The following is a 16,348-nucleotide window of genomic DNA, read 5'->3' as shown; positions in this document are numbered from 1 at the left end:
CCCCATGAGCGGGCTGTCGCCCGAAACGGGCGCGAGAGAAAGCCGCGCCATCCTCGCCGGCTACGGCCGCCAGCTTGCCGGGCAGCTCGGGCCCGGCCTCGCGCAGGGGCTGCGCCGGCTGAAGCTCGGGCTCAGGGCGCTGGCGGGCCGCGACGGCGGTGGCTGGTTCATCCCCTACCGCTATGCCCAGCCCGGCCGCCGCCCGGCCTACCCCGCCCTGGAAGCCCTGTTCGACGCCGCCCGTCCGGGGATGGAGCGGCTGCTCGACGATATCAGGCAGGCGCAGACGGCGCTTCGCGCCATCCCCCCCGACGGACCGGGCCTGCGCTGGTCGCAAAGCTGGTTTCCGCGGCTGGATGCGGCGGCCGCCTATGTCACGGTGCGCCGGCTGTCGCCGCGGCTGATCGTCGAGGTGGGGTCGGGCCACTCCACACGCTTCCTGATGCGGGCGCTCCAGGACGGCGGTCATGGCGGAGCGCTGGTGGCCATCGATCCGGCGCCGCGGGCGGCGCTCGACCTGGCATCGGTGCGCCACATCGCGGCGCGCGCCGAAGATGTCGAAGCCGGCGTATTTGCCGAGCTCGGGCCCGGCGACGTGCTGTTCATCGATTCCAGCCATATCGCCATGCCCGGGACCGACGTGGACCGGCTGCTGCTCGACGTGCTGCCGCAATTGCCGTCGGGCGTCCACATCCACGTGCATGACGTGTTCCTGCCCGATCCCTACCCCGAGTCGTGGGGCTGGCGCGGCTACAACGAGCAGATCGCCATCGGCGCTTTGGTGCAGGGCGGCGGCTACGAGATCGTGTTCGCCAGCTGGTATGCCAGGACGCGTATGGCCGAGGCGGTCCAGCGCGCCGTCGGCGCGCTGCCGCTGTTGCCGGGCGCCTACGAGACCAGCCTCTGGCTGAGAAAGCGATGAGGCTCACATGCAGAAATGGCCGGGCGAACCCGGCCATCTGTCGTTCGGCGGTGACTACTGCCGGTAGAGCTGGATGCGCGTGGTGCGCAGCCCCGGCAAGCCGTGCTCCTCGATCGACTGCTGCCAGCTGAGGAATTCCTCCACCGTCAAGGTGTAGCGGCTGCAGGCTTCCTCCAGGCTGAGCAGGCCGCCGCGGACGGCCGCGACGACTTCCGCCTTGCGCCGGATGACCCAGCGCCGCGTGTTGGCCGGGGGCAGGTCCGCAATGGTGAGGGGACTGCCGTCGGGCCCGATGACGTATTTGACCCTCGGGCGATGGCCTTCGCTCATGGTACGCTCACAAACTCAACTGACCCCATGTCGATGCTCCGGAGCCTAGGTCCGCGCCTTTAAAATTTACCTAAAATGGGACTTGACGTCAGGGCTGGCTTGAACTTGGTGAACGGGCCGTTGCGATTCGTCCCGCGGCGAGGGCTCATTGCCCCAGGTTGGCACAGCCGGGGCGGCTGGACGCCGCCGCGGTGGCGCCGCCGCAGCGGACGCGATAAGACAGGTGGGGCGCCAAGCGGACGACCGCATCAGATCGGAATGCGCCGCCCTTTCGAGTGCCGTGTGATGAGCAGCCCGCCCCTGAACAGTCTCGACCTACCAAAGCCGCCGCACGACACGCGCGTGGTCGTCGCCATGTCGGGCGGCGTCGACTCGTCCGTGGTGGCGGCCTTGCTGACCGAGGCGGGTTACGACGTGACCGGCATCACGTTGCAGCTCTACGACCACGGGGAGGCGACGCACCGCAAGGGGGCCTGCTGCGCCGGCCAGGACATCCATGACGCCCGTCGGGTGGCCGACCGGCTCGGTATCCCCCACTACGTGCTCAATTACGAGGACCGCTTCCGCGCCGCCGTGATCGACCGTTTCGCCGACGCCTACCTCGCCGGCGAGACGCCGATCCCCTGCATCGAGTGCAACCGCTCGATCAAGTTCGCCGATCTGCTGGAGACGGCGCGCGACATCGGTGCAGACGTGCTGGCGACCGGCCACTACGTGGCGAGCCGGCGGCTGCCGAGCGGCAGCCGCGGCTTGTTCCGGGCCGCCGATGCGGATCGGGACCAAAGCTATTTCCTCTATGCCACCACGCAGGAGCAGCTCGACATGCTGCGCTTTCCGCTCGGCGACATGACCAAGCTGGAAACGCGGGAACTGGCGCGCTCGTTCGGCCTCGCCGTCGCCGACAAGAGCGACAGCCAGGACATCTGCTTCGTGCCCAACGGCCGCTACGCCCAGCTGATCGAGCGGCTGAAGCCCGAGGCGGTGTCGCCGGGCGAAATCGTGCACCTCGACGGGCGCGTGCTCGGCCGTCACGACGGCATCATCCGCTTCACCGTGGGCCAGCGGCGCGGCCTCGGCATCGCCAGCAGCGAGCCGCTCTATGTGGTGGCGCTCGATGCCGCGCGCGCCCAGGTGGTGGTGGGGCCGCGCGACGCGCTGGCGACCAGCCGCATCGGCCTGCGCGAGCTCGCCTGGATCGGCGACCAGCCGTGGCAGGCGCTGCCCGAGGATGGACTGGAGGTGGCGGTCAGGGTGCGCTCCACACGGCCGCCGCGGCCGGCGCGCCTGTTCCGTCTGGGCGGCGGCGTGGCCGAGATCGAGCTCGCCGAGGGCGAGCAGGGCGTAGCGCCGGGGCAGGCCTGCGTCATCTACGACAGCGCCGACGGGACAGCGCGGGTGCTCGGCGGCGGCACCATCGCGGCCGTGCCGCGCCCGCGCCCGCAGGTCCTTGCGGCGACGGCTGTCTGACCCTCGGTGGCAACCGATGGCGGTCGGGCAAGCGGTTTTGCGCTACGGTCATGCGGTTGCGATAGGTGGGCGGGATGGGCTGGAGCAGGTCCCGATCGGATGTCACCATCGGATCACGCGGACCGGCCAGGCCTTGGTTGTGGAGCATGGAGCGCTGCGGACGCCTGGGGGCTCCGGCAGGCATATCGGCAGTGGGGTGGGGCAGGAGATGACGCTGACGTCGGAAGAGCCCAAGGGGCAGACGCTTCGGCAGCCGGACATGGCCTTGATGAAGAAGGCCTACGCACGCTGGGCGCCGTTCTATGACCTCACCTATCGGCGGCTCACCGCACCCGGGCGCCTGGCGGCGGTCAGGGCGGCGGTCGCCTGCGGCCCCAATATCCTCGAGGTGGGCGTCGGCACCGGCATGGCGCTGGAGGACTATCCGCGCGACTGCAACGTGATCGCCACGGACCTGTCGCCGGACATGCTGGCGCTCTCCGTGGAGAAGGTGAAGAAGCATGGCCTCAGCCACGTCAAGGGCATCGCCGTGATGGACGCCTGCCGACTGGGCTTTCCCGACGGCGCCTTCGACGCGGTGAGCGCGCAGATGCTGATCACGCTCGTGCCCGATCCGGAGGGGGCGCTCGACGAATTCAAGCGCGTGGTCAAGCCGGGGGGCGAGATCATCCTCGTCAACCATTTCGGCGTGGCGGACGGCCCGGTGGCGCGCATCGAGGAGGCGGTGGCGCCGCTCGCCACCAAGGTGGGCTGGTCGTCGGCGTTCAAGATCGCTCGCATCGAGAGCTGGGCCAAGGCCTGCGGCGATGTCGATGTCGTCGCCGTCGACCCCATGCCGCCGGGCGGCTTCTTCAAGGTGCTGCGGCTCAGGAAGCGGGCCTGAGCCGGCGGGCGACTTGGAGGGCGCTCCCGCGGCTCCATGCTCCTCGCCCGCACGACTCGCCAGGTGAACCAGGGAGGACAGCATGACGGGTCGTGCGGGGAGCTATGTCCACGGCGCCGTCGCAGAGCCGCTGCTCGGCCGCACCATCGGCCAGGCCCTTGACCGCGCGGTCGCGGAATGGGGCGACCAGATCGCGCTGATCTCGCCCACCCAGGGTGTCCGCTGGACCTGGCGGGTGCTGGAGGCCCGGGCCGATGCCCTCGCCGCCGGCCTGCTGGCGCTGGGGCTGCGGCCCGGGGACCGGATCGGCATCTGGTCGCTCAACCGCGCCGAATGGGCGCTGACGCAGTTCGCCGCCGCCAAGGCGGGACTGATCCTGGTGACGATCAATCCCGCCTACCGTCTCTTCGAGCTGGAATTCGCCCTCAACAAGGTCGGCTGTGCCGCCCTGGTGACGGCGACGGCGTTCAAGACCAGCGAATATATCGACATGGTGCGCGCGCTGGCGCCCGAGCTCGCGGGGGCGGCGCCGGGCGGGCTGGCCGCCGCGCGGCTGCCGGACCTGCGGACCGTGATCCAGATCGGTGGCCCGCCGGTTCCCGGCGCGATCGCTTTCGAGGCGGTGGAGGGCCTTGGCGGCGAGGCCGAGCGGGCGGAGCTTGCCGCGATCGCCGGCCGCCTTCAGTTCGACGACGCGGCCAACATCCAGTTCACCAGCGGCACCACCGGCTCGCCCAAGGGCGTCACGCTGACGCACCACAACATCCTCAACAACGGCTATTTCGTCGGCCGCGCCATGCGGCTGACGGCAGCCGACCGCATCTGCATCCCGGTGCCGCTCTACCACTGCTTCGGCATGGTCATGGGCAACCTCGCAGCGGTGACCCACGGCTGCGCCATGGTCTACCCGGGCGAGGGCTTCGACCCGCTCGCCACGTTGGAGACGATCGAGGCGGAACGCTGCACGGCGCTTTACGGCGTGCCGACGATGTTCATTGCCGAGCTCGACCACCCGGAGTTCGCGCGCTTCGACCTCAAGTCCCTGCGCACCGGCATCATGGCGGGGGCGCCGTGTCCGATCGAGGTGATGCGGCGGGTGGCCGAGCGCATGCACATGGGCGAGGTCACCATCGCCTACGGCATGACGGAGACGAGCCCGGTCAGCTTCCAGAGCGCCGTCGACGATCCGCTGGCGCGGCGTGTCTCCACCGTCGGCCGGATCCATCCGCATACCGAGGTGAAGATCGTCGACGAGACGGGGCGCGTGGTGCCCCGCGGCGAGCGGGGCGAGCTGTGCACGCGCGGCTATTCCGTCATGCTCGGCTACTGGGACGAGGCGGAGAAGACCGCCCAGGTGCTCGACGCGGCCGGCTGGATGCACACCGGCGACCTCGCCACCCTGGACGAGGATGGCTACTGCAACATCGTCGGCCGCATCAAGGACATGGTGATCCGCGGCGGCGAGAACCTCTACCCGCGCGAGATCGAGGAGTTTCTCTTCCGCCACCCCAAGATCCAGGAGGTGCAGGCCTTCGGCGTCGCCGACGCCAAGTACGGCGAGGAGCTCTGCGTCTGGATCCGGCTGCGGGACGGCGAGGCGATGGCGGAGGACGAGGTGCGCGCCTTCTGCCAGGGCCAGATCGCGCACCAGAAGATCCCGCGCTACATCGAGTTCGTGAACGACTTCCCCATGACCGTCACCGGCAAGGCGCAGAAGTTCAAGATGCGGGAGGTCGTCGAGGAGCGGCTCGGGCTGAAGGGCGCCGAGACGGCGTAGAGCCGGCTCGCGGCCGCAGCGGGAAGACGGCCACTGAGCCAGACCGACCGGCGCCTGGCGCTCCGGCTGGCATCCTCACACGTACCAGCGTTCCCGATTGGGCCCGGCGGATAAACGGACAAAAATGTGGGCGCGCCCGCCCCATTCCTTGACAGGCTTCGGTCCCGTTCCTTATATGCGCACCTTCCATCGGCGGTGCCGAGGCGGGGTAGCTCAGCTGGTTAGAGCAGCGGAATCATAATCCGCGTGTCGGGGGTTCGAGTCCCTCCTCCGCTACCACCGCTCCCCACACTCCTCTCACGCGGTTCGGACAAGCGGCTTCCCCCAAGAGTGCGTTGAGCCTGCCTTTGATCTCGATCTTCACGCCGCCGGCGATGTCCGGGTTACGGTGGACCGTCACCCGCTCCACCAAGTCGCGCAATGCTGCCGCCGCTTCCCCATCGCCCGCGGCGATGCCGGCTGTCACCGCCTCCTGGAGGCGCTCGAGCTGGCGCTCATATTGAACGAGGGCCGTCGGATGCAGCGCGATCAGCGGCGGCAACTCCGGCGCGGCGCCAAGCTCGATTCGTAGCCGATTCTCCTCGGTTTGAAGCTCATCCATCCGAGCCGCGATCCGAGCGGCAGGGGCGCTGCCTGGCACCTGCTTAAGCAGGTGGTCGGTGTTCGCATTCTGGTCGCGATCAATCTCCGACAGGCGCCGCTCGATCCTGCTGCGCTGCGCCCCCGCCTTCGCATGAAGACGCCGCATCTCGGCATGGAACTCGCGCACGTACTCAGCGAGGACCTTGGGATGGCTCAGCTCGGCCCGCAGGCCTTCCAGCACAGCGTTCTCGACAGCGATGAGATAGAAGGTCTTCGGGTCGGGACAGGTGCCGTTCTCCGCAGCGGCAGAACACCTGATCCTGATCCGGCCGGACTTGTCCTTTCCATTCGTCGACATGCCGGCGCCGCAGCAGCCGCAGCGCAGCAAGCCGGACAGCATGTGCCGCGGTCGGCGTTGATGCTCGGCCTTGACGGGGGCGTTGATCGCCTTGCGCTCCTGCGCGGCCGCAAATAGGTCGAGCGGCACGATAGCTAGGTCATCAGCTTTTGCGGTCTGCCAGGCGCTTTCCGGATTCGGCCGCGACACCCTGCGGCCGGTGTCAGGGTCCTTGACCATGCGGACCTTATTCCAGACGATCTCCCCGACGTAGAGTCGGTTGCGCAGGATGCCATTGCCGCGCTGGGTATTGCCGTTGATCGTCGAGGCGTTCCAGCTGCGTCCGCGCGGCGGTAAAATCCGCGCGCGATTCAGACCATGAGCAATATCGCGCGGCGTCGCGCCGGCGGCGTATTCCGTGAAGATGCGCAGGACAACGGCCGCCTCCGCCTCGTCGACGACGAGCTCGCCCTTGCTGCGGGGATCGGCTCGATATCCATATGCGCGGCCGCCAGCGTGGCGTCCGTCGCGGACGACGCCAGACATCCCACGCCTCACCTTGAGCGCGCCGTCCTCGCGGTAGAGCTGACCGACCAAGCCGCGAAGCCCGACCAGCACCGTGTTGACGGCGCCCTCGTGCACGGCGCGGATTTCCACACCCATGAAGGTGAGGCGCTTGTGGATGCCGGCGAGGTCCTCCATGTCGCGCGACATCCGGTCCAGTGCCTCGACGATGACGACGTCGAAATCGCCAGCTCGGGCACGCTCCATCAGCTGCATGAGGCCGTCTCGGCCTAGGATGGAGCCGCCCGACCGAGCGCGGTCCTCGTAGACCGCCGCGACGCTCAACCCCTCACGGGCGGCGTAGGCGCGGCACAGCGCAACCTGATCCTCGATCGACTTCTCGTTCTGTAAATCGGTCGAGTACCTTGTATAGATCGCGCTCCGCATCCTCAGTCCTCGCCAGCACGGCGGCGTAGCAATCTCGGGCGGCCAAGCGCGCAAGCGCGCGCGCCAAGCGTAGAATCGCTCGATCTGGCCCGCTCTGCAAGGCCCGTTCTGGGGGGCTCACGGACAAGTCTCGAACTCTCGGCAGATCAAGACAACGAAGCTGCGGCAGCGCCTGAAATATGCCACAGGAACAATCCTCCAAAATCATCCCAGATTGATATGCGAGGCTCATACCTGATGCGTGATGCCTCGATACTCGATCAGATGGAAGGCGATTAGCTGAATAGTAGAACTAAAGAGACGTATTTCGGTGAAATAGGACGGTTGGAGGGCGCCTCTCAGCTGCGAACAGACAAAGATGCCCGACGAAACGCGAATGCAAGCAGGTGATTTGAGCACTCGAGGCCGCGATGTGCGCCGACCTGCGAGTCTGATCAGCGCACCGAATGCCGAGGCTAGCGCTACCCTACGGGCCAAGCACCAGGAGCAAGGGGATTTGCTCCGCCACCCCAAGGAAAACGATTTCGGCCTCCGGACACGCGCCGACAAGCTGCCCGCCAACAGGCGCTGAAGGGAGCTAGTCCTCCTGGGACCGCGAACGACAATAGCGACAAGGGCAAGGTTCGCCCCTATTCGAAGTGAAGGCTTGTAGCACTCGATATTCTCAGCGAGAGGGTCCTGCTCACCTCGATACTTGGTGTTTCAGCACTGCTAACACAGGACGGGCTCAGGAGCGATGTTGCGGAACGGCTGCGCCGAATGAGAGGCGAATTGATCCCCGACTTGGTCACTGGCATTACACAAGCGGCATATAGCGACCTCCGCCTTCAAGTCGCTAGGGAACATGCAATGCAAGATTACCGCGGCATCCAGCTGCCGCCCTACGCCGACATCATTTTGATCGACGACGGGTTGCGCGTCTCGCACGACTGGCTGGCGACAAGACGGGGCGCCCGGGACCCACGAAAGCGCAAAGGATCCGCATAATCCGACGCCGAAAGCCCCGGTCAACTCACGGTGCTGGGGCGAGATGTGAGAAGCGGATAGGTGTGGCGTTAGGCGGCGACCGCCCGCACGAACCCAGATCGTTGGCGCGCTGGCGGAAGGCGTGCCAGCCCGAGGCCCAAAGCGGTCACAATGGTCTGGCGGCCGACCCACAGCACGGGGCGGGTCTCGCCATCAGCGGTCATCACCGCGTTGCTAGCATCAAGCTCTTCAACTCGGCGTTTGCCTAACGGCATCGCGATAGAGAGTTCCGGGAAGGAAGCAGACAGGCAAGGGATCTCGATCAACGGAAAAATCTAGTAAAGAGGAATATGTCTCGTCGCCGAAAAGATAGTACTCGAACGTTGTTCCTACCTCGCATCCGACTTAATCTCCTTCGTACAGTCCTATGTATTCCTACTCGCTGTTAACAAGTGGCCCATCCGCTGGGCCGGACCGCGAATTCTGACCTACGCGCCGCCGACAATTTTACTCGAGGGATCGGATGTAGTGGTCAGATCTTTAGCGGCTCTCCCCGATACGGTGTTCCGGCATTATGATGCCGGCGGCATGCATGTCGCGCTCGGCGCCGGCCGACTGAACGTCGACGATCTGGCCGGCCTGGAGCGCGGTGTAGGTGGAGATGACCGCAGGCGCTACCTGGGCGGCGGCGCTCTGGGTCTTGGCGTCGTCGGTGGCGGCCGCGATGGCCACGCCGGCGATCACGTAGGGGCAGGCCACATAAGCCTTGGCCGCCGTGCTCACACCGTGCGACCGCCTCCGCTGGCGCAGAGCTACACCACTCAAGGGGACACGACCTTTCCCAGCCACCGCTGTCTGGCGCCCGCCTCCGAATTTCGCCACCGGCGCGAGGACAAGCGGTATAGCTTTTCGCTCGCCGACGGCGACTGGTTCTATCTCGTGGGCATCTGAAGGCTCGCGTCGCGAGATTGGCCAGAAGCGTACGGCAGCCTGACGATTCTGGCGAACGATGATTGCGCCATACCATGATCACCAAGTGGCGGGGCTGCCGCAAGATCAACGGATGACCTGGCACGATCTGGTCATCCCGGCAGTGGACTTGCCTCCTCAGAAAGCTGCACGGTGCGTGAACTGCGGGATGAGGCCTGCCTGTAAAGGCTGAAAATCGGACAGCCGGTTCCGCGGATCTGCGCCCCTGCTTGTTGGCTCCGGACCCTGGGGTGCGACGAGATCTCGTAACTGACGTGTCGGGGCGTGCGCCCCTTCGGTGGCGATCTTGGGCACCTTTTGCCGGTCTTCGAGACCGCGCCATTGATGGCGACTTGCGTGTGACACGCCAATTCTGCAACACTTCCGCGAACTCTTCGACATATTAAATCTTTGCCGGCGCCAAGCATGATCCGGCGCCGCCGATTGCCGGAAGACAGTTTCCTGCCTCTCCCTAATCGGCCGATCCGAAATAACGCATTCTACTTCGATCCCACATGGCATCAGCAACGCGTAAGTTACTCTATCTTCGCGCCTGATATCAGTCGTACCGATCACAGCAGCTAGAGCCGATCACGGCTGCTCCAATCAACGCGCCGGGTGTAAACTCACGCACGGCGCGGTCCGCAATCGCCAATTCCAATCGGTCCAAGAAGGCGGGCACATTCTCCGGCCCAAGCTCCTGAATCGCATGAAAATGGTAGCGCCACCACCGAGCCTCCAAAAGCCTTTCGACAATCCTCTCGGGGAAGCGAAAATCGATGATCTCTCCGGGGTTGCCCGCGACGATGGCATACGGTGGAACATTATTCGTGACTACTGTGCGGGGGAAAATGAGTGCGCCGTCTCCAATGCACACGCCGCACTTAAGCAAGGCCGCTTCTCCGATTCTTACATCATGCCCAACTGATACGGGCTCGACCTTGAGGGGCACGGGCAATCGAGCGTGCGGGTTAACCCCTAGGTCATCTAAAAATTCCAACCCTCCCGGTAGCGCGGGGTCAGCGTACCAAGCGGGAGAATTGCTTAGCAATTCCGCCTGCGGCTCGGTCATCATAATGCGCACATTGGTCGAAATAGAGCAGTAGCGGCCTATCCGAGCGTCCACGCCTAACGACGAGTATGAATAGCTAAACGAGCCGATTCTGTGCGGAAGCGTTCGACCCGATAGTATGTGGCTATACATCTCCAGCTCCGCGTCGGCTAAGATGGAAATGTATTCTCCTGACAAAAATCTGGACTGACGCCCCGTCGATAAATATATCCTCCGTTCCTTAAATAGATCGAGCAAGCTCTGGGATATAGGTATCTCCACTGACCGCCACCTCCGCCCTCGTAACGAGCCGCCGGCACTTTGACGTGAGCGACCTCGTCACACTTTGGCCATTCCAGACCCTCAGACCCTGCCAGGATCTCTCTGGCTTGGCTATAGGCGCGGGCGCGGGTAGATGTTGTCGCGGAGGCGCGCGACGCGTGCATGATGGTCTGGGCCCCATTGAAAGTTGCGTGCCGGAATTTTGAGCATGCCGGCCTGCTGGAGCAAGGACCCAAACGGGTCAACGCGCCAGAGGCACTATGTCGCCCCCCGCCGCGCTCCAATAGGCGGGAGGGTTTGTCCAACTGTCACGCAGTTTGCCTAAGTCTCCCCGGCTGTGAACGATCGTGCTCTGAGGCGACGTCGCCGCGGCCTCGATCCAAGTCGGAGGGGCCGCGCTCCTATTAGACGCGGGCATCGGGTTGAAGGACGGCGTCAGTCCGTTACAACAGGGGCGGATCGTTCCGCTCGGCGAGGGATATGTATGTGCGCTTTCAATCAACCGCGGCACGGTAGGCACAGATTCCGCAAGCGCCGTCTCAGAGCCGCTGGGATCGCCGATCGGTCTGTTGGGCTCAGGTTATCAATGGCCTCTATAAAGCTGAGATGACGAATGCATACGAACATGCCAGACAGGCGCGGCGATTGCGCCCCGCTATCGGTGGCACGTTCGGTGCATTGTCTACATCCTAGGGGCAGCTCAAAGAGTACATGCTCTCGGCTGGGTAGATTCGGGGGAATTGATGCGCGGGAAGCTCGAGTATATCCGTGAGGGAGCAATTGTTGGTTGGCTGTGGGATGACGAGAGCCCGACGCATCATGTCGAGTTCGATCTGTTTATCAACGGCGTCAACATTGGCACATTTAAAGCGAATCAGCGTCGGGGGGACCTGAAGGAGCATGGCATCGGCGATGGCGACCATCTGTTTCGTGTGCCACTCGAAGACGGGTGGCTCTTAGATGACGAGAACGTCATCGAGATCGTGACAGATAAGCCATACACGCCCCGCCCTGAGTGCTTAACCTTCCGCGGAAGGAGCCCGAGCCAAGCCGAGGTTCTTCGCGTGTTCCGCGAAGTGCCTCAAAATAACACCGTTGGGAAGGTGCCCTCTGGGCGCACCGCGACAACCCAGCGAGCGGGCACAAAGCCGCAGCCGAGCAAGAGTGAATCCAGCGGAAGCTCGCCGCTCAGTTCGAACTCCCAGGGAGGCAAAGACCAGCTTGCCGGCGGGCGTTCTCCCGGCAAGAAGGATCTTGAGCGGGGTAAGCCAATGGTCCCTGGCGGCCCTACCTCGGGCCCAAAAAAGACGATCGCGCCACGCCGCCGCGCCGCGTCGCCGAGTACACTTGTCGCCCGGGCGCAGCACAACAACCCGCGACCCGGTGCCACGGGGCCGCGAAGCCTGGAAATCGAAAGTGTCCAAAGCATCGTCGAGCAGCTAATCGATTCCGGGAAGCTCACTGAGCCGCAGATTGCACCGATTCTGGACGTCTTGTTCAAAGCCAAAAGATATGACGAGGTCATCCTAATCGGCGGCGCCGCACGCGCGCACGTGAAGGAGAGCTATAGACTTCTAAATTTTCTTGGACGCGCGCTCATATATATGGGGCGTCATGGCGATGCGATCGCGGTGCTTGAACGACTTCGCGAGTTGGAGCCAAAGCGGCATGGAGCCATCTATTATCTCGGCCTCGCGCTGAGCAAATTGCAGCGCTTCGACGAAGCATACGATGTCTTTAGTTTCTGTCTGTCGCATAAAGAGGACGAGTTTAAATACCAACTGGAGGCAGGGCGTGCTGCCACGAATATTGCATTCGGTGGCTACGGGGTCTTTGAGCACAGGGAAGAATTTGTTTCTACCGCAGTAGATCATCTAAAACGAAGCGCCGATCTCGCAAGCAACGATTTTCGGCCACTTCGAGAGCTGGCGGGCATCTACGCACATAAGGGAGATCTTTCCGCTGCATACGAGACCGCACGGAGGGCGGTGGAACGGAGCTCGGACTCGCCGCCCGCTTGGCAAACTCTTGCGCAGATCTGTGTTCAGCTGAACCGCTTTGATGAGGCGCGGACAGCGCTGTCAGCCGCAAATGAGATAGCTCCGGACAATGATTGGGCGAAGTTCGGTCTGAGGGTGATGCAACGATTTAGATCCTCTCAGATAGCTCGGGAACCCACCGTCTCTATTTTGAAGACTACGTCCCATAGGCGCGATGCCGCTCCTTGGAGTGCCCTGGGGCTAGAGGCCGAGCTAGCCAATCTCGACAGTGAGTGGGTTACCTGGTCGGAGAAGGCCCGGGTGTCCGAACTGCTGATTCAAGTGGAAGCGCGCGGCTTTCCATGGGCAGCCAGCGTCGTTCCGGAAGCAGCATCGGAGGCCCGCAGTTATATCTGGCGCAGAAGTTTTCTGCTTAGGATGCTCTCCACGGGCCTCTTCGATAGCGAGGCGACACTCGATTCCTTCTTGGAGCAGGCGGCAGTCCGTGGAGCAACTAGCCGCGCAGACGCGAGTGCTCGCGAGGTCGTCGGCCGGCCCGTTGCGCTACTCGTTTCGCAGTTCGGGATCCACAAGTTCGGAGGCGCAGAGCAATTCCTGGAGCAGATGGGCAATCTCTATGTGGGCCTCGGTTACGACGTTCTGTTGGTTGGAACGAGATCGGAGTTTGCTGGGACGAGGGGGGAAGCCGGCAAAATTCGGTATGCCTTTGTAGAGAGCGATCCTGATGATCTCTTTCGGCTGGCACTCGAAGAAAAGGCCCGTCTTGTCCACGTGGTGTCTGGACTCGGGTATGAAATTTCGGTCGCAATGAGGCACCTTGATCTGTGTCTTATTTTTGGGATACATTTCTGGCGTGAGTTGTTCATAAACCCAACGCCCGCTTCAGGCTATTTCCCCGACATCGATCGGCGGCAGACGCCTCGCGCAGAGTTCCAACTTATACTCGAGGATTTTAGCGGGATATACAGCAATTCGATATATACGCGGCAGATTGTCGAGCGTAATTTCGGTATCCGAACTCCAGTCATCTATTCGTTGCCGGACGACCTAGTGGAGCGAGATGTCGCGCCATTTGCCAAACGAGATGGTGTTTTGCTTGCAAATGCGCGCGTTGACAAAGGTTTTTCGGTGTTGCTGGATGTCGCGGAGCGGTTGCCCGAGGTCCAGTTCTTCGCGATTGCGTCGCAATCGGGCGAGGCTGCGGCTAACTATGCCGTCACGCGACGCTCGCTACCGAATGTAACCATTCTGGCGCGCGTTACCGACATGGCGGCTCTCTATCAGAAAGTTAGGGTCGTTATGGTCCCTAGCTATAGGTTTGTGGAGACGTTCAGTCGTGTCGTGATAGAAGCCCATCGGTTTGGCGTGCCTGTTGTGGGCTCGGATCGAGGCAATGTTCCGGCCCTACTCACGGAGAGTGGCGTCGCTCTGCCAGAGGATGCAAAAAAATGGGCAGAAGAAGTGCAACGTTTGACCTCAGACGTTGCCTATTGGGAGTGGCGATCGAGCTTGGCAATTGAGAATTCCAAGCGATACGCGTTCGACAAGCAGTTCGAACGGCTAGAGCGGCTGGTGACGGCTGCTAAGTCTCCGGTGCTCATCGGGGTCGGCAGCGGGCTCGGGAATGTAATACACACAACCCCGCTAATTAGAAATATGGCAAGAAGGCTGGGGCATCGCGTGGATGTTGTCGTAGCAGGAGACTACGCTGATCTGTTATTCTGCGTCTCAAATCGCGAATATGTTAATCATGTTTTCTTGCTGGGCGATGCGGTGCTTAATCGCAGATATGACACCGTCTTTCTGACGCACAGCTTCGGCTTCTTGACACCGCGCTTCGCCGCGCGGCGAGTCGTCAACTCTCGTAGCTGGGATCTGTTCGACGGGGCGCACGAGCTTCATGAAGCGGAATTCAATCTGGCGGCGGCCCAGGAGTTACTGAACATACCATACAGCCCTGACGATATAAAGGGATACTTCGTCGGTGACCATCATTACACCAGGCCGACCGACCCATTGATTGGGATACACGCGGGTTCCAAGGGTGGCATTTGGGCGAGCAAGCGCTGGCCGCATTTCGAGCTGCTCGCCAAACGACTTATGGATCGGGGTGAGCGTGTCGCATCGTTTGGCACGCCTGAGGAGTATATTCCTGGGACTATCGACCTTACGGGCGGCTCGATCGAAGAGATGACAGATCAGCTCCTCTCCTGCAGCAGGTTCATCGCCAACGATAGCGGGGTGATGAACCTGGCCAATGCCCTCGGCATTCCCCTGCTGGCGCTCTTCGGCCCTACCAACGTGGTCACGCGTGGACCGCTGGCCGAGACGAGCTTATCGATTGCCGTCGATAAGGACTGTGCGCCGTGCGAGATGCACGCCAGTGAGGCAGGAACGAGATTTCGTGCAGGCAGATGCAGCTGCATTGCGGAGATCACGGAAGAACAGGTCTTGGAGGCCTTGGCTATGCTAGATGACATTGTCATCGAAGGGAAGGATAGGCCGGTCCTCAAGGAAACAGTCCCTGCAGGGGGCAGCAAGAGGTGGGAGCAGCTGGCGAGTTGGCAGCCTGGGAGCCGATGAGTTGCATCTGAGCCGTGGGGCGCTTCCGACGCCGATTTATATGTCTAGCAAGCTGTCAGAGTTGGCGAAAAATCAGTTTAAAAGTATGGGTGTGCCAACCTCGTTGTGCGATCAAACGTTCTTATTTCTGCCCGGCTGAAAGAATGACTGCGGTAGGATGATGTCGTGATCTCCGCGATGGATCGCGTGGCGATGAGTGCGTTCAACGTAATCATCTAGCACGTGACCTGCCACTGAGTTTCTCCTCCACGCGGAGTATCGTAAGGGCGGACCGGATGATGATGGGCTACCGGCGGCTTCTCGTCCTGTTGCGGCGGGAAGGTGAGCCGTCGGGCATCAACCGCATTCACCGGCTCTATCGCGAGGAAGGGCTCTCGGTGCGCAAGCGACACGCGCGCCGCAAGGTTGTCGGCACGCGAGTGTCGATCGTTCTGGAGGCGAAGCCGAATGCCCGCTGGTCGATCGACTTCGTGCACATCGTCGACGACGCCACCAAGCAATGCCTCGGCGCCATCCCCTGACACCTCGATCTCGGGACGGCGCCGGCAGCGGGGGGCGGCCATCGTCGAGCGGTGTGGCAAGCCGGGTCTGATCGTCAGTTCATGGCACCGAGTTTCACCTGTAACGCCATGCTCGGCTAGCCCCAAGACGAAACACGGAAGGCGGTATCCAATCCGCGGATGAGAGTCTGATCAACCGTCGTCTCGAGCTCCACCTCCAGCCCTGTGCAGCTTCAGCCGAACACCACTGCTTCGCGCAAGCGAAGGGCAGTGAATCCCGCTCGCCTTCTGCACTTGACTGGGAACATGAGAGACTATGACGTGAGCCCCTGAAACTCCTCCACGGATAGTTAGAGTCCGCCCCAGCACGAGGGACGGACGGATGAAGAAGTCACGGTTCACGGAAGAGCAGATCATTGCGATCCTGCGGGAGCAGGAGGCTGGCGTCGCGACCGCGGAGGTCTGCCGGAAGCACGGCGTCAGTTCGGCGACGTTTTACAAGTGGAAGGCCAAGTTCGGCGGGCTCGACGTCTCGGAGGCGCGGCGTCTGAAGGGGCTTGAGGACGAGAACGGCCGGCTGAAGCGGATGCTGGCGGACGCGATGCTCGACAACGCCGCGCTGAAGGATCTTCTGGGAAAAAAGTGGTGACGCCCGCAGCGCGACGGGAGGCTGTGGCGTATCTCGCCGAAGCCTTCGAGATGAGCGAGCGGCGGGGGTGCCGGGTGGGCGGACGAGACCGGCGTCGGT

Annotated in this window: 10 protein-coding genes, 1 tRNA gene and 3 pseudogenes; 9 read left to right on the top strand and 5 right to left on the bottom strand. The window is 63.2% G+C overall.

All coding sequences use genetic code 11. The features are described from left to right. Positions 1-4 precede the first annotated feature (4 nt). On the top strand, positions 5-922 hold the full coding sequence (locus IEW34_RS27905; RefSeq protein ID WP_188612530.1) for a class I SAM-dependent methyltransferase: 918 nt from the start codon (positions 5-7) through the stop codon (positions 920-922). A 54-nt stretch (positions 923-976) separates the two neighbouring features. Here the strand turns inward: IEW34_RS27905 and sciP are convergent, their stop codons facing one another. Continuing rightward, entirely contained in the window at positions 977-1,252 is a 276-nt protein-coding gene (sciP, locus tag IEW34_RS27900) for a CtrA inhibitor SciP (RefSeq protein WP_188612529.1), read from the bottom strand. Between the two features lie 300 nt (positions 1,253-1,552). Between sciP and mnmA the strand changes: the two genes are divergently transcribed. The 4 genes from mnmA (at position 1,553) to IEW34_RS27880 (ending at position 5,658) form a co-directional block, all read left to right on the top strand. Next, positions 1,553-2,719 (top strand): tRNA 2-thiouridine(34) synthase MnmA, encoded by a 1,167-nt coding sequence (gene mnmA, locus IEW34_RS27895; RefSeq protein ID WP_188612668.1) that lies wholly within the window; start codon positions 1,553-1,555, stop codon positions 2,717-2,719. A gap of 208 nt (positions 2,720-2,927) precedes the next feature. Next, entirely contained in the window at positions 2,928-3,602 is a 675-nt protein-coding gene (locus IEW34_RS27890; protein ID WP_244642264.1) for a class I SAM-dependent methyltransferase, read from the top strand. An 82-nt stretch (positions 3,603-3,684) separates the two neighbouring features. After that, entirely contained in the window at positions 3,685-5,379 is a 1,695-nt protein-coding gene (locus tag IEW34_RS27885) for an AMP-binding protein (protein WP_188612528.1), read from the top strand. Between the two features lie 202 nt (positions 5,380-5,581). Beyond that, positions 5,582-5,658, top strand: a tRNA-Met gene (locus IEW34_RS27880). On the opposite strand, the gene IEW34_RS27875 is transcribed toward IEW34_RS27880, so the two are convergent. From IEW34_RS27875 to IEW34_RS27865, 3 genes are all read right to left on the bottom strand, one after another. Further along, positions 5,615-7,249: a recombinase family protein gene (locus IEW34_RS27875; protein ID WP_188612666.1), complete on the bottom strand. Its 1,635-nt coding sequence runs from the start codon at positions 7,247-7,249 to the stop codon at positions 5,615-5,617. The genes IEW34_RS27880 and IEW34_RS27875 overlap by 44 nt on opposite strands. A gap of 1,055 nt (positions 7,250-8,304) precedes the next feature. Beyond that, positions 8,305-8,490: a Hint domain-containing protein gene (locus IEW34_RS31180; protein WP_373288346.1), complete on the bottom strand. Its 186-nt coding sequence runs from the start codon at positions 8,488-8,490 to the stop codon at positions 8,305-8,307. A gap of 265 nt (positions 8,491-8,755) precedes the next feature. Beyond that, positions 8,756-8,998, bottom strand: coding sequence for a hypothetical protein (locus IEW34_RS27865; RefSeq protein WP_188612526.1), 243 nt, complete (start codon positions 8,996-8,998; stop codon positions 8,756-8,758). A 3-nt stretch (positions 8,999-9,001) separates the two neighbouring features. Between IEW34_RS27865 and IEW34_RS31175 the strand changes: the two are divergent. Further along, positions 9,002-9,305, top strand: a pseudogene (locus IEW34_RS31175) (SOS response-associated peptidase family protein); the annotation flags it as partial. Between the two features lie 438 nt (positions 9,306-9,743). Here the strand turns inward: IEW34_RS31175 and IEW34_RS27855 are convergent. After that, positions 9,744-10,259: an LbetaH domain-containing protein gene (locus tag IEW34_RS27855; RefSeq protein WP_210324609.1), complete on the bottom strand. Its 516-nt coding sequence runs from the start codon at positions 10,257-10,259 to the stop codon at positions 9,744-9,746. A 1,001-nt stretch (positions 10,260-11,260) separates the two neighbouring features. Here IEW34_RS27855 and IEW34_RS27850 point away from each other — a divergent pair. From IEW34_RS27850 to IEW34_RS27840, 3 genes and pseudogenes are all read left to right on the top strand, one after another. Continuing rightward, positions 11,261-15,100: a glycosyltransferase gene (locus IEW34_RS27850; RefSeq protein WP_188612523.1), complete on the top strand. Its 3,840-nt coding sequence runs from the start codon at positions 11,261-11,263 to the stop codon at positions 15,098-15,100. 269 nt (positions 15,101-15,369) lie between these two features. After that, positions 15,370-15,700: pseudogene (locus IEW34_RS27845) on the top strand (IS3 family transposase); the annotation flags it as partial. A 282-nt stretch (positions 15,701-15,982) separates the two neighbouring features. Next, positions 15,983-16,348 (top strand): annotated as a pseudogene (locus tag IEW34_RS27840) (transposase); the annotation flags it as partial.

It is taken from the genome of Chelatococcus reniformis (genome assembly GCF_014640075.1).
GTDB lineage: Bacteria > Pseudomonadota > Alphaproteobacteria > Rhizobiales > Beijerinckiaceae > Camelimonas > Camelimonas reniformis.
The sequence above is the reverse complement of the archived record's forward strand: the minus strand, read 5'-3'. Positions and strand labels throughout refer to the sequence as shown.